The organism is Kribbella qitaiheensis (genome assembly GCF_014217565.1).
Classification (GTDB): domain Bacteria; phylum Actinomycetota; class Actinomycetes; order Propionibacteriales; family Kribbellaceae; genus Kribbella; species Kribbella qitaiheensis_A.
Genome location: NZ_CP043661.1, coordinates 5,689,005 through 5,702,946, shown reverse-complemented (window position 1 = coordinate 5,702,946; position 13,942 = coordinate 5,689,005). Strand labels below are relative to the sequence as shown.

11 protein-coding genes are annotated in these 13,942 nt (G+C 67.9%); 3 read left to right on the top strand and 8 right to left on the bottom strand.

The window, feature by feature from the left end:
* Nucleotides 1-95: 95 nt before the first annotated feature.
* The 4 genes from F1D05_RS27160 to F1D05_RS27145 form a co-directional block, all read right to left on the bottom strand.
* A complete protein-coding gene (locus F1D05_RS27160; RefSeq protein ID WP_185443305.1) occupies nucleotides 96-1,559 on the bottom strand; it encodes an MFS transporter in 1,464 nt (487 codons plus the stop codon).
* On the bottom strand, nucleotides 1,559-2,191 hold the full coding sequence (locus tag F1D05_RS27155; RefSeq protein WP_185443304.1) for a winged helix-turn-helix domain-containing protein: 633 nt from the start codon (nucleotides 2,189-2,191) through the stop codon (nucleotides 1,559-1,561). Before F1D05_RS27155 ends, F1D05_RS27160 begins: the two co-directional genes overlap by 1 nt.
* 147 nt (nucleotides 2,192-2,338) lie before the next feature.
* On the bottom strand, nucleotides 2,339-4,135 hold the full coding sequence (locus F1D05_RS27150; RefSeq protein ID WP_246486003.1) for a proprotein convertase P-domain-containing protein: 1,797 nt from the start codon (nucleotides 4,133-4,135) through the stop codon (nucleotides 2,339-2,341).
* Nucleotides 4,136-4,246: 111 nt separating this feature from the next.
* The gene (locus F1D05_RS27145; RefSeq protein WP_185443303.1) at nucleotides 4,247-5,152 is read right to left on the bottom strand and encodes an XRE family transcriptional regulator; all 906 of its coding nucleotides are present in this window, start codon (nucleotides 5,150-5,152) and stop codon (nucleotides 4,247-4,249) included.
* 369 nt (nucleotides 5,153-5,521) lie between these two features.
* Here F1D05_RS27145 and F1D05_RS27140 point away from each other — a divergent pair, with 369 nt between their 5' ends.
* Nucleotides 5,522-6,595 (top strand): CobW family GTP-binding protein, encoded by a 1,074-nt coding sequence (locus F1D05_RS27140; protein ID WP_185443302.1) that lies wholly within the window; start codon nucleotides 5,522-5,524, stop codon nucleotides 6,593-6,595.
* Between the two features lie 21 nt (nucleotides 6,596-6,616).
* On the opposite strand, the gene F1D05_RS27135 is transcribed toward F1D05_RS27140, so the two are convergent.
* From F1D05_RS27135 to F1D05_RS27120, 4 genes are all read right to left on the bottom strand, one after another.
* Nucleotides 6,617-7,390: an HpcH/HpaI aldolase family protein gene (locus F1D05_RS27135; RefSeq protein ID WP_185443301.1), complete on the bottom strand. Its 774-nt coding sequence runs from the start codon at nucleotides 7,388-7,390 to the stop codon at nucleotides 6,617-6,619.
* Between the two features lie 9 nt (nucleotides 7,391-7,399).
* The gene (locus F1D05_RS27130; protein WP_185443300.1) at nucleotides 7,400-8,098 is read right to left on the bottom strand and encodes a maleylpyruvate isomerase N-terminal domain-containing protein; all 699 of its coding nucleotides are present in this window, start codon (nucleotides 8,096-8,098) and stop codon (nucleotides 7,400-7,402) included.
* 115 nt (nucleotides 8,099-8,213) lie between these two features.
* Complete coding sequence (locus F1D05_RS27125; RefSeq protein ID WP_185443299.1) at nucleotides 8,214-9,743, bottom strand: acyl-CoA carboxylase subunit beta; 1,530 nt, start codon at nucleotides 9,741-9,743, stop codon at nucleotides 8,214-8,216.
* 73 nt (nucleotides 9,744-9,816) lie between these two features.
* The gene (locus F1D05_RS27120; RefSeq protein WP_185443298.1) at nucleotides 9,817-10,983 is read right to left on the bottom strand and encodes an acyl-CoA dehydrogenase family protein; all 1,167 of its coding nucleotides are present in this window, start codon (nucleotides 10,981-10,983) and stop codon (nucleotides 9,817-9,819) included.
* Nucleotides 10,984-11,065: 82 nt separating this feature from the next.
* Here F1D05_RS27120 and F1D05_RS27115 point away from each other — a divergent pair, with 82 nt between their 5' ends.
* On the top strand, nucleotides 11,066-11,458 hold the full coding sequence (locus tag F1D05_RS27115) for a MerR family transcriptional regulator (protein WP_246486002.1): 393 nt from the start codon (nucleotides 11,066-11,068) through the stop codon (nucleotides 11,456-11,458).
* Between the two features lie 357 nt (nucleotides 11,459-11,815).
* The gene (locus F1D05_RS27110; RefSeq protein ID WP_185443296.1) at nucleotides 11,816-13,939 is read left to right on the top strand and encodes a DEAD/DEAH box helicase; all 2,124 of its coding nucleotides are present in this window, start codon (nucleotides 11,816-11,818) and stop codon (nucleotides 13,937-13,939) included.
* Nucleotides 13,940-13,942: the final 3 nt, after the last annotated feature.

Genomic DNA, 13,942 nt, shown 5'->3' with positions numbered 1-13,942 from the left:
CGGTTGCCGAGGAAGGCGGCCGACACCATTTCCCGGCCCCGTACTACGCCCGCACCCGGCGAGCCACCCAGCTCTCGCTCCGGACGGCCGCGATCTCAGAGCTCTCGATCAGCACCCTGGACCGTGGCATCGCGCTCCGGCAGGCTCAGATCATCGTCTTGACCCTGCTGGGTTTCACCGTCAGTTACGTCCTCGAGGAGCAGACGCCCCGCCCCGACGCCGCCGCGCTCGAGAACTTCGACCTGGATGCCTTCGCCGCCACCCACCCGGTCACCATGACCGCCATCACCGAGTACTTCGAACCCGGCCGACCCGTCGACGACCTCTTCCGCGAGTGCCAGCGGACCGTCCTCGGGCTCGGCCCAGGCGGCGACGGGACGTAGTACCTGCCCTCGTAAAGTCAGGCAGAGATAGAACACCGAGCCGGCCACGACGATCGCCATCACCGTGAAGATCACGTGGTAGCTGACCAGCGACACGAGCACGGATCCGAAGGCCAGACTGGCGGCTTGCGGAGTGCCCATGACGGTCTCGACGGCCGTCGAGGCGCGGCCCATCAACCGCACCGGAGTACGGCGCTGGATCAAGGTCATGAAGGAGACGATCACCAGCGGGATGCTGTACCCGAGCAGCGGTACGTCGATCAGCAGCACCGGCAGACTCTCCGTCGCCGCGATGATCGCGAGCGACACCGCGAGAACCAGCGTGCCGACCGCGAACGCACCCACCTCGCCGATCCGGCGGACCCACCAGGTGGCGGTCAGCCCACCGGCCAGCGCGCCGACGCCCTGCACGGTCACGATGACACTGACGAACTCGACCGGCTTGTCGAACACGTCGATGATCGCGTAGATCGAAGCCTCGCTGAAGCCGAGCACGAGCAGGATCAGGCCGAGTCCGACCAGCGTGTGGCGCAGGATCCGGTCGGACCACAGATGCCTGATCCCACCACCCATCTCGGTCAGCCAGTTCCCCTCGGAGCGGTCCGGACGCTTGTCCTGCAACGACATCGACCCGATGATCACCGCCGCGGCGACGAACGTCGCGGCATCCAGTACTGCGACCGCCCAGCCCCCGATCCACGCGAACAACCCGGCGCCGATGATCGGCCCGATCAGCCGGAAGCCCTCCTTGACGGTCTGCAGCGACGCGTTCGCCTGCACCAGTTGCTCATCGCTGACGGTCTCCTTGAGCAGCCCGTTCAGCGCGGCCGGCAACACGATCATCGAGATCCCGTACAGGAACGCGACGCCCCAGATGATCCAAACGTCACCCGCGTCGCGCACCAACGTCAACGGCAGTACGGCGATCGCCGACGCCAGGCTCCCCCACGCCAGCACGAGCTTCGGCCGCAGCCGGTCGACCATCAACCCGAACAGCGGCGCGATGAAAGTGGGCACCACCATCCAGAAGAACGTCAAGCCTGCCTGGGCGTTGGAGCCGGTCAGGCTCTTGACCCACATGCTCAGCACCAGCAGCATCACCGAGTCGCCGAACATCGACGTCGCCATCCCGGCGAACAACCGCCGGAACCCGGGCTGCGAGAACATCGCGCGCATCAGCTCTCACCCCCACTCGCAGTCAGTTCAGCAGCAGGAGGCGTCGGCTCCGCGATCCCGTACGTCGGCACACCCCAAGCCACGAACGCGCACAACCGCGACCCCTCCGGCCGCAGCGCGGGATCAGCGTGCCGATCGAACTTGTCCATCAGAACATCCCGTACCGCGTTGTTGGCAGCCTCCAGTTCCTCGGCCGTCAGCCACAGCATCGACTGCGACTGCCCCGATGCCGCCCGCCACTCAGCCGGCTCGTCGGCCTGCCGGACCTGGCTCTCCCGCAGCCGGTCGACCTCGCGCGCGACCAGTACGTCGGTCAGCGCCCGCCCCGCGAGCTGAACCTCCAGCTCGACCGGACCGTCGTCCTCGTCGCCCCAGGTCATCCCGAGATGCGTCACCTGCCACGGCCGCTGCCGCCCGGTACCGCCGGCGGCCTCCTCGACGAACCCGTACTCCGCCAACTTCCGCAGGTGCCACGAACAGTTGGCCGGCGTCTCGCCCAGCCGATCCCCGAGCTCGGTCGCCGTCATCGCCCCGTTCACAGCCAACTGCTCGATGATCGCTATCCGCACCGAATGCGCCATCGCCCTGAGCGACCGCGCATCGGAGATCCGCCGCTGAGAAGACTTCACCATGGAATCGAAAGTATTCTTTCGAAACACTCGTTGCAATAGCTGAAAACAGCTTGAGGCGCCGACCTCCCGCCCTGCGGAGATCGGCGCCTCGGCCCGCTGCCGGAGCTCCCTGTCAGTAGAGCTCGTCCTGCGGCCAGGGGTGATGGACTAGAGGGTGATGGACCAGTTGGTCAGGGTCCCGGTGTCGCCGGGGCCGTTGTCGCCGATGCGGAGGGTCCACGTGCCCGCCGCGTTCTCGGTGCTGGTGACGCTGTAGGTCTTGCTGGCCGGCAGCGGGTGGCACGAAGTACCGCCGTACCGCTGTAGGTAGTACCAGCGACCGCTCGGTGAGACCAGGCTGATGTTCAGGTCTTCCAGACAGGTGTGGTTGCCCTCGACCGTCACCTTGATCGGGCTGTTCGCGGGACCAGTAGCGGTGGAGCGGATCGCGCTCACCGCGGTCTGATAGTCCCGGATCGGGTAGTCGGTGCCATTGCTGAAGGTCCGCCCACCGGGATCGCCGCCGCCCGGTTGGGTTCGCGCCGTCACCGCCGCGCTCGCCTTCGACTTGTTGCCCGCAGCATCTTTCGCCACCACGGTGAAGGAGTAGCTCGTGTCCGCGGACAGCCCGCTGACGGTGGCCGTTGTACCGGTAACCGTGGTCGCAAGGGTGGCGCCGTTGTAGACGTCGTACCCCGTGACGCCGGTGTTGTCCGTCGAAGCGTCCCAGGCCAGCGAGGCGCTGTCGCTCGTAGTACCGGTCGAACGCAGGTTGCCGGGAACGGTCGGCGCCTGAGTGTCGGTCGGGTCACCAGGACCGCCGTCGCCGACGAGGAGAGTCAGGTTCCACTTGGCCAGGGCCTCGTTGACCGGCTGGAAGACCGAGTTGCCCGGGTCGTTGGCGACACAGCTGCTGTTGCCGCCCGAGTGAAGGCCGACCGCCTTGTCGCCACGCACCCACGCCCCGCCTGAGTCGCCGCCCTCCGAGCAGGCGTTGGTCGTGGACAGACCGTCGATCACCACGCTGCCGTAGTCGATCGACTGGTTGACAGCCGTGACGGTGCCGCACTCCCAGTTCGGCGCGGTGTTGCCTGAGTGGCAGACCGCGTCGCCGACGATCGCGTCGGCCGAACCGGTCACCGTGACGGCCGGCTGGCCCCACGTGTTCACCGCCGGCGAGATGGTCCAGCCGGCCTCGGTCACGTCGACCACACCCATGTCGCCTTCGCGGGCATTGATGCTGTGCGTCCCACCGACGTTCGACGTACCGAGCTTGTTGGCCTGTCCACTCTGCCCGTACGCCGCCTGGTTGGCGTCGTTGGTGCAGTGGCCTGCAGTGACGAAGTGCTTGCCACCCTGGGCGTCGGTCGCGGGGAAGCCGACCGAACAGTTGCTCTCGCTGCCCGGCCACCACGGGTCGCCCGGATTCACCTCACCGGACTGCTGCTGGAGGTTCGTGGTCACCGTGACGACCTGTACGCCGTCGCCGAGTCCGCGGATGGCGCCGTACGCACCGCGTTGCTGGAACGAAGCTCGCGCCCGGACCACGACCTTGTTGGTGACCGGGTCGATTCCCCAGCTCTGCAGGCCCGTACCGCGTTCTTGTCGGGCGGCCTTGTCCACCTTGGCGAGGAGCAGTTGCAGGTCGGTCATCGTGCGCTTGACCAGCTTCGGCGTAGCGCCCTCCTTCCGGACCCGGGCCGCTTCCGGATCGTTGACCACGGCAACCATCAACTGGCCGTTCTCGATCCAGCGCCCGGCCTGGGCCGAGGTCGACGCGAGACCGTCAGAAAGACGGTGCAGCGCGACCTGCTGAGACTGGGCCACAGAGTGCGAGGCCAGAGCCTGCGGCGAGGGCGACGACTCCGCCGCCAGGGCGACACCGCCGAGTGGGGCCAGACAGGCGATGGTCGCCACGACGGCGGCTCCACCGATCATCGTGGCGGGCTTTCTGCGCCATTTCATCACGGTTCTCCTTGAATTCTTCGGGGAGGGGTAAGCCAGACCCTAGAAACGAATTCAAGAGACCGAAATCAGTCGCTTGCCTTTCACAGTTAAGTTGCCGGGATCAACAGTTCACTTCTGCCAGTCCCAGCGGAAGCCGTACCGGCCGGGGCCGAAGTTCAGCGCGACGCCGTGCACCGACCCGGAAGGCTCTACCTGCTGGGCGATCTCGTCGGCCGCGTCCAGCCGGGAGTACCGCACACAGCTGACCGGCAGCCTGGCCGGGTCGAAACAGATTTCCAGCACGAATTCGCGGACCGGGAGCCGGAATTTCCGCTCGTAGTTGTCCGCCGGTGGATAAGGTGCGGAATTCTCCAGTTCGTGTTCGGTGATCACCGTCTCGCCTTTTCGCAGCGGCCGGTCGAACATCAATTCGGCGACCAGGAGACCGTCGGCGGGCCGCAGTACGGTCCGGCCCAGCCGGCAGTGCCGGAGCGGTCTGATCGTCGGCAATGGACGGTCGTGCTCGTCGAGGTGCATGATCACCACCCAGCGATCCGGGCCGTCCGCCTCGGCCCGCAGCACCTGGCGCGAGTGATAGGACCGCTCGCCGCCATCCGCACTGACGAACACCCGGTCGTGCTGACTGATCCTGGTCAGTCGCTCGTCCCATCGGATGTCGACCTCACTGACCGCATCCTCCACCGCATCAGGGCGCGGCCAGAACGCCGCCACCTCAGGTGAAACAGGCACAGTGCTCAACCACCGCCCGCGCCGCCGCGGCGGGCCCAGCGATGCGATCAACCTCCCGGCCGGCAACTCCAGCACGCCTTCCAGCAACTCGACCGCCGTCATCGACTCCCGCCGCTCCGGCCGCGATCGCCCCGACTGCCAGTAGCTGAGCGTCGCCAGACTGACCGAGACCCCCTGCGCGCGCAACCGATCCCGGATCCGCTCCAGCCCCAGCCCACGCGCCCGGATCGCCGCGCGCAGCACGACCGCGAACTCACTGTCCGCCTGCTCCAACGGCTCCGGCATACCGCGCCTCCCGCCTAGTAGCCCCACCCGCGACCCTAATGACCCACCCACCACTCGGAGAAGACACAACCCGCTTAACAGTTAACACCGCGCACCGCCAGCCAGGCAGTGGTCACCGACGGAGGAGGCCGTCCCGCACAGCCAGCCGCGGAACCCCGCCGGCTACGACACCACTGCCTGGCTGGCGGTCCGCCGCGCCCCAGACGCTACGGCGGGCGACGCCGAAGTGGAAAGACGGGAGGGCACCGCCGGGCCGCGATGGAAGGAGACTCCCTATATCGCGCCAGGGTGGGAAATTCCCGGTCTGGCGGGAAAGCTGGTGGACCCCCAGCTCTGGACTGATGAAAACGATTTTCATATAGTAGGGATATGGCCGCCCAGCGCAAGACCCCGTTGACCCTGCTCGTCGGACTCTCGACGACGCTTCGTGAACCCGTTCTGGCCTCGATGATCGATGTCGGCACCGTGGCTGTCGTGGTGGATCAGGACGAGCTCGCGGAGCGCGGTGTGCTGTTGTGGCGCGTCCTCGACGCGTCCGGGCCGATCGACGCCGGCGAGTTCACGGTGGACGACGACTGCGGCTCCTGCCAACTGATCGAGTCGCTGCTCCCCCTGCTGGAGACGCTGATCGCCCGCGAGCACTGGCAACACGTAGTACTGGCCGCGCCGCCTGCGATGGAAGCGCGGTCGTTGACCAATGCGCTCGTGGCTACACTTCCCGAGGTCGAGCTGGACACCGTCACCTGTGTGGTCGACGCGGTACTGGTCGTGGAGCAACTCTCCGGCGACGAGTTGCTGGACGAACGCGGTCTAGCGCTCGGGCTGCCCGATCGGCGGAACGTGGCTGAGCTGACCGCGCGACAGATCGAGTACGCCGACGTCTGCGTACTCGCGAACGTCCACCGCAACGCGACCCCTGAGCGCCTGCACAACCTGCTATCGCACCTCAACCCGCGGACCACCGTCGTCGATACGGATCCAGCAGGCGTACCGGCGAAGCCAGTGGCGAGAACGGGGTTGTTCGACTTCGCGGCCGCCGAAGCGTGGGCGGGCGACCTGGCAGCGGAGGATCGACTGCAGCCCAGCGGTGACGGCGTCACCACGGTGCTCTGGCGGTCGACCCGGCCGCTGCACCCGGCTCGCTTGAACGACGCGCTCGAAGACATCGTCAACGGAGTCGTCCGCAGCCGGGGCGTGGTCTGGCTGGCCAACCGGCCGACGCAGCGGGTCCGCTGGGAGTCGGCCGGCTACAGCGCTTCCCTCGGCACGCTGGGCGAGTGGGCCGACACCGAGCACCTGGCCGAGTGCACGGTCGTCGCCACTGGCGTCGGCCTCGATCCGGCCAGGCTTCAAGCGATCCTCGACGCCTGCCTGCTCACCGAGTCAGAGCTCGCCACCCTCGACTGGCAAGCCCTCGACGACCCTTTCGCCGGCGTCCTCTAAGCGCCCTTACGCGCTAGTCCGTCAGCCTTGGCGCAGTCCGGTCGCGTCGAGGTGCGCCTCGACGGCCGCCTGTAGGTGGTCGAGGTCGGAGGAGACCGTGGCAAACGTGTAGCCCTCGGCAAGTCTGCGCCGGGCGACCTCACCAGTCGGGGTGTGAATCCCGGCCGCGATCCCCGCCGCGGCAGCGGTTTCCGCGATCAGCGCCACCGCCGCATCGAACGGCTCGGCGACCTCCGGATCGCCCGGATACCTCCCACCGACTGCAAGGCAGAGATCCGAGGGCCCGACATAGATCCCGTCGAGCCCAGGCGTCGCACAGATCTCCACGACATTGGCCAAGCCTTGCCGCGTTTCGATCATCGCCAGTACGACGGTCGCCGCGTCCGCCTCGGCGGGCACCGGCCCGATCCGCAGCCCAGCTCGCGTCGGCCCGTACGACCGGATCCCGCTCGGTGGATAACGAGCGGCCCGTACGGCGTCCGCCGCGTCCTGCGCCGTGTCGATCAGCGGCACGATCACGCCCGCGGCGCCGGCGTCCAACGCCCGCCCGATCGGCGTCGCGTTGTTCGCCTCCACCCGGACCAGCCCGACCGTCCCCGAACCACCGGCCTCGATCGCGATCAGCCCGTTCAGCAGACCCGTAGTACTGAGCAACCCGTGTTGCCCGTCGAGGACCACATAGTCGTACCCGACTCTCGCGATCCGTTCGGTCGCGGGAGGCGCATCCAGCGTCACCCAGTAACCGACGAGCGACTCACGAGCACGAAGCCGATCCGCGAACCCTATGGTGTTCATCCACCCGTTCTACCCGATCAGCGGTAGCCGGGACGCATGGTCGCCCAACCTGTCCAGGTCGTGATCGTCGAGCGGCAGCCGGCCCGTTGCCTTGAGCACGTAAGTCGTCGTGTCCCAGCCGATGTCGTCCCATGCCTCAGGCCCGAACAACCCGTCCAGAGTCCGCGCTGTCACCTGCAGACCCTCCGCATCAGGCTCGGGCACATCGGGCAACTCCAGCGTCAGGTCGAGATGATGAACGGTCGCCTCCATCACCAGCGTCGCCACGAAATCACCAACCCGCAGTACGTGCCCCTGCGTCTCGACCAGATGATGTTTGTCGGCCACAGCCACGGCCGCAGCCCGTACGGCGGCTTCGGACACCTGCCGCCAATGCCCGACGAGCTTCTGCGACGGACTCTGGTACGCCGACGCGACCGTCCGCGCGAAGCTGGAGTCCGCCCCCGTCCCGGCCGGGAAGTCCGCCCAATAGCTGACGAAATCGCGATCCGGCTCCGCGGTCGAAGGCGTCGCGAACGCGATCAGCGCCCGCTCCGCGTCGTACAGCAGATGCACGAGCAACGGCCCAACCGCCATCCCCTCACACCGGGTCGCCCGACCGAAATCCTCATCCGTCAACCCCTGCACGGTTTCCGTCAACCGCCCATAGGTCCGGCCCAAAGTCGCAGCCAGCCCCAACGGCAGTGCCCCTCGCTCCGGCGCCCTCATACGACGAACGTAGACCCGTCGCCCAGCCGAAGCCAAGCAAGTACCACCCCGCCCCCACCGCTCAACGTCCGAAGAACCCGAGGTCAGGCCCCTCACCCCTTCGGACGTAGGCGCGTCAGACCGGCGGGACGCCATGCCTCTTGGTGGAGAAGTGGCGGTCCTTGGTCTGGGCGGCGGCCAGGCGGGCGATCAGTTCGTCGCGGAGGTTCTCCGGCTCGACGATCGCGTCGATGACCAGGTCGGCCGCGAGCCGGAGGATGTCGATGTCGGTCTCGTACTCCTCGCGCAGCTTGGAGACGTACTCGACCCGCTCGCCCTCGTCCGCGATCTCCTGGATCTTGTTGTAGTAGACGGCATTGATCGCCGCCTCCGGACCCATCACCGCGATCTTCGCCGTCGGCAACGCGATACACGCGTCCGGCGAGAACCCAGGCCCGCACATCGCGTAAAGGCCTGCCCCATAAGCCTTCCGGACGATCACCGACACCGTCGGCACGGTCGCCTCCGACACCGCGGTGATCATCTTCGCGCCGTGCCGGATGATCCCGGCCCGCTCGACCTCGGAGCCGATCATGAAGCCCGGTACGTCGCACAGATAGATCAGCGGCACGTTGAACGCGTCGCACAACCAGATGAACCGGGCCGCCTTGTCCGCCGAGTCGACGAACAGCACGCCACCCTTGACGGCCGGCTGGTTCGCCACGATGCCCACCACCTGGCCCGCGAGCAGGCCGAACCCGGTGACGAGCTCCGGCGCGTACGCCGGCTTCAGCTCGAAGAACGTGTCCGAGTCCAGCAACGCGTCGATCACGTCGTGGATGTCGAAGCCGACACTCTCCTCGACCGGCACCAGGTCCCGGGTGAAGGGACGGCCCGCCTCCGACGCGTCGTACGACGGGGGCCGGTTCTGCCACGAGCCGGGCAGGTAGGAGAAGTACTGTTTGGCCAGCTCGATCGCCTCGGCGTCGTCGGCGGCGAGCAGGTCGCCGCAGCCGGACACGGTGGTGTGCATCCGGGCGCCGCCCATCTCCTCCAGGGTCACCTTCTCGCCGACCACCATCTCGGCCATCCGCGGCGAGCCCAGGTACATGGACGCGTTGCCGTCGACCATGATCACCAGGTCGCAGAAGGCCGGGATGTACGCGCCACCCGCCGCCGACGGGCCGAACAGGCAGCAGATCTGCGGCACCTTGCCGGACAGCGCGACCTGGTTGTGGAAGATCCGTCCCGCGCCACGCCGACCGGGGAAGAGGTCGACCTGGTCGGTGATCCGGGCGCCGGCGGAGTCGATCAGCCAGAAGATCGGCAGCTCGTCGCGGAGCGCGACCTCGGTCATCCGGACGATCTTCTCGACCGTCCGGGCACCCCACGAGCCGGCCTTGACGGTCGGGTCGTTGGCGACCAGCAGCGCCGGCCGGCCGTCGACCAGCGCCCGGCCGGTGACGACGCCGTCCGCGGGCAGGCCCGGGTTCAGCGCGTTCGCCAGCTGGGCGTCCTCGACGAAGCTGCCCTCGTCGACGAGCAGCGCGATCCGGTCCCGGACGTACAGCTTGTTCTGCGAGGCCAGCTTGGCCGCCGCCTTCTCCGGCGGTCCCAGCGTCGCCTCGCGCGCGACCTTGACCTCGGTCCAGTGATCCCGACTCATAACGCCCTTTCTACCTTGCTTACGTCCGAAGAAGCGGAGGGACGTCGTCAACAGTTCTTCGGACGTAAGGCCTTCACTCGACGGGGAGGCCGAGGCCGCGGGCGATCAGCATCCGCTGTACTTCGGAGGTGCCTTCGCCGATCTCGAGGATCTTGGCGTCCCGGTAGAACCGGGTCACCGGGTACTCCTCCATGAAGCCGTAGCCGCCGAAGACCTGGGTGGCGATCCGGGTCGCGGTCACGGCGGCCTCGGTCGAGTACAGCTTGGCGACCGCCGCCGCCTGCTTGAACTCCGCCATCGGCGCGCCCGCGTCCTTCAGCGCCGCCGCCCGGTAGACGAGCAGCTCAGCCGCGTCGGCCATCACCTTCAGGTCGGAGATCTGGAACGCGACGCCCTGCTTCTGCCCGATCGGTACGCCGAACGTCTTCCGCTCGCCGGCGTACTGGACCGACATCTCCAGGCACGCCTTGATGCAGCCGAGCGCCACCGCGCCGATCGCGACCCGGCCGTCGTCGAGGGTCGCGAGGAACTGGCCGAAGCCCTTGCCGCGCTGACCGAGCAGGTTCTCCTCGGGGACCCGGCAGCCGCTGAACGACAGCGGGTGGGTGTCACTCGCGTGCCAGCCGAGCTTGTCGTACGCCGCCTCCGCCACGAAGCCCGGCGTACCGGTCGGGACGATGATCGTGGAGATCTCGGGCCGGCCGTCGGCCTTCTCGCCGGTCCGTGCGGTCACTGTGACCAGCGACGTGATCGAGGAGCCCGAGTTGGTGATGAACTGCTTCGAGCCGTCGATCACCCACTCGCCGCCGTCCAGTACTGCGCGGGTCTTGGTCGCGCCCGCGTCGGAACCCGACTCGGGCTCGGTCAGACCGAAGCCGGCCAGCCGCTGACCCGAGACCAGGTCAGGCAGCCACTGCTCCTTCTGCGCGTCCGTGCCGTAGGTGAGCAGTGGGTTGATCCCGAGCCCGACCGCCGCCTCGAGCGTGATACCCATCGACTGATCGACCTTGGAGATCTCCTCGATCGCGACGCAGAGGCTGGTGAAGTCGCCGTCGGACCCGCCGTACTGCTCAGGGGCGGTCAGTCCGAACAGGCCGAGCGCGCCCATCTTCTGGACCACCTCGACCGGGAAGTAGTGCTTGCGGTCCCACTCCGCCGCGTGCGGAGCGATCTCGGCCTGGGCGAAGTCGCGCACGCTGTGGCGGAACTCGCGGTGCTCTTCGGACAGCTCGTACGACATGACCACTCCCGGGTTGTGATTGACGCTTACGTAAACGTAAGGCATGGTCGGGTATGTGCACAATGACCAAACGGCGGACCCCGTGACTCTCGATGCGCGGACCTGGTCGATCGCCGAACTGGCGGCCGAGTACGACGTCACCCTGCGCACGATTCGCTTCTACGAGGACCGCGACCTGCTCACCCCCGAGCGTCGCGGCACAGTCCGGGTCTACCACTCCCGCGACCGGGTCCGCCTCGGCCTGATCCTGCGCGGCAAACGGCTCGGTTTCAGCCTCGACGAGATCGCCACCATCGTCGACATGTACGACGCGGAGCCGGGCGAGGAAGGCCAGCTCGTCTACCTGCTGAACCAGATCACCACCCGGCGCGCCGAGCTCGAACAACGCCGCCGCGACATCGACGAGACCCTGCGCGAACTGGCCGAGGTGGAGCATCGCTGCCAGACGGACCTCGAGGCCCTCCGTACCCATTAGTGCGTTGGGTCGGGGCAACAAGTGCGTTGTGTGGGGGTCATGAGTGCTCGGTCGCCTGGTGAGGCGCTAGTATTGGTGCAGCACCAAGCGTTGGCATGATCCCCCTGGCGACGTCGGCCGCCCAGCGGCGGTTTGTACGTGGTGGTCGGCGCTGACGGCCGGCAATTCGGGGTCGTCGGATCGAGTCGGAAGCCGGCTCGTTGTTTTGCTCGCAGAAGCGGTGGGGCTGAGCTGCGTTCCCGAGTGGTCGTTGCGACCGCTGGGACCCCTCCGGACGACGACTCGCCGGTCGAGTGTGGCGCGCGGTGCTGCCGTTCCGCCATGGCATTCGTGCCGTGGCCTTCCAGAGGAGATTCTTTGGCCCGTCAAGGCCAGCGCCAGTCCGGCGCTACCGGTACTGCCTCCCGCCGCAAGCGTCGTGGCCGCAGTACCGACTCCGACGGCCTCATCCCGGTCCTGGCCAAAGCCGTCCGGGAGGTCGAGGCCGCCGTCGAGCGTGGCAACGTGCGACCTTCGATTCGCACCAAGTTCCAGGTGGTCGCTCTGCTGGTGCGCGAAGAGCGCACCCGGGTGAACGCCGACATCGCATCGGGCGACGCCTATCGCGACGAGCAGCTCAGGCGCCTGGACGGGATCGCGACGATCCTCGCCAAGTCGGCAGCCCGCGACACCACGCTCCTCGTACTGCTCGCCGAGGACGCCGTGATGGCACCGGCGGCCGTCACCCTCAAGCGTGAGATGCAGGTCGCCGCCGGCGAAGAGCCGACCGTCGAGGAGCCACCGGCCCCCGAGCCGACCGACACCCCGGTCACCTCCGTACGCCGGGTGGTCCCGCAATCGGTCGTCCAGCGCCAGTTGGCCAACCCCTTCCTCGCGCCGGACTTCTCGGCCGCTCCGCCGCCCAAGGTGCGAGCCCGCCGTCTGGCCGGGTGGGAGCTGATCACTCCCCTGCTCAAGTCCTTCGAGTTCGCCGCCGCGTCCGCTAGCAAGGCGCTGCCCGACCCAGGCTTCGTACGCCTCAGTCCCGGCCTCGAGTTGATGCGGCACCAGGGACAACTGGTCGCCGCCGCGGCCGCCGGTGAGCGGACCTTCCTGCTCGCCGACGAGCCGGGCCTGGGCAAGACAGCTCAGGCGTTGCTCGCGGCGCATGCGGCTGACGCCTACCCGCTGCTCGTCGTCGTACCGAACGTCGTCAAGACCAACTGGGCCCGCGAGGCCGCGATCTGGACGCCGCAGCGCAAGGCCACCGTGATCCACGGCGACGGCGACAGCATCGACGGCTTCGCCGACATCGTGATCGTCAACTACGAGGTGCTCGACCGGCACGTCGGCTGGCTCGGTGACCTCGGTTTCCGCGGCATGGTCGTCGACGAGGCGCACTTCATCAAGAACAAGAAGTCGCAGCGCTCGCGGAACGTCCTGCAGCTGTCCGAGCGACTCCGCACCCGCACCGTACGGCCGTTGCTGATGGCACTGACCGGTACGCCGCTGATCAACGACATCGAGGACTTCACCGCGATCTGGCAGTTCCTCGGCTGGATCGACGAGAAGGGTCCGGGCGCCGTCCTGATGGAGGCGCTCGAGGAGACCGACCTGACCCCGGCCGATCCCGGTTTCTACGCGGCCGCACGGGCCTGTGTGATCAACCAGGGGATCGTCCGGCGACGGAAGGTGGACGTGGCCGCGGACATCCCCGCGCGCCGCATCGCCGACCTTCCCGTCGAGCTCGACGGCGCCGTCGGCCACTCCATCCGGAAGGCCGAGCGTGAACTCGCCGACCGCCTGGTCGAGCGGTACGAGAACGCACTCGCGACCCGGAAGTCCGGCACCGTCGTGGACGGCATCGACCACGACCTCGTCCGCCAGGTGGCGGCCTGGGAACGGTCCGACAAGGACCCGGCGAAGACCGGCGAGAACGTGTTCAGCCTGCTCAACCGGATCGGCAACGCCAAGGCCGGCCTGGCCGCCGACTACGCCGCGCAACTCGCGCACAACGTCGGCAAGGTCGTCTTCTTCGCCCGGCACATCGAGGTGATGGACGTCGCCGAGCGCCTCTTCACCGAACGCGGCATCCGCTTCGCCTCGATCCGCGGCGACCAGACCGCTCGCAAGCGGCAGGCGAACATCGACGCGTTCGTGAACGACCCCGAGGTCTCGATCGTCGTCTGCTCCCTGCTGACCGCAGGCGTAGGCATCAACCTCCAGGTCGCCTCCAACGTGGTCCTCGCCGAGCTCTCCTGGACGAACGCCGAACAGACCCAGGCGATCGACCGCGTCCACCGCATCGGCCAGGAAGAGCCAGTCACCGCCTGGCGAATCATCGCGGCCCAAACCATCGACACCAGAATCGCCGACCTGATCGACGCCAAAGCCGGCCTAGCCGCCCGAGCCCTGGACGGCTCCGACGAAGAAGTCGGCTCCTCCGCAGACTTCCAACTCGAAGCCCTAGCAGCCCTCCTGACCAACGCCCTCTCCAAGTAGCCC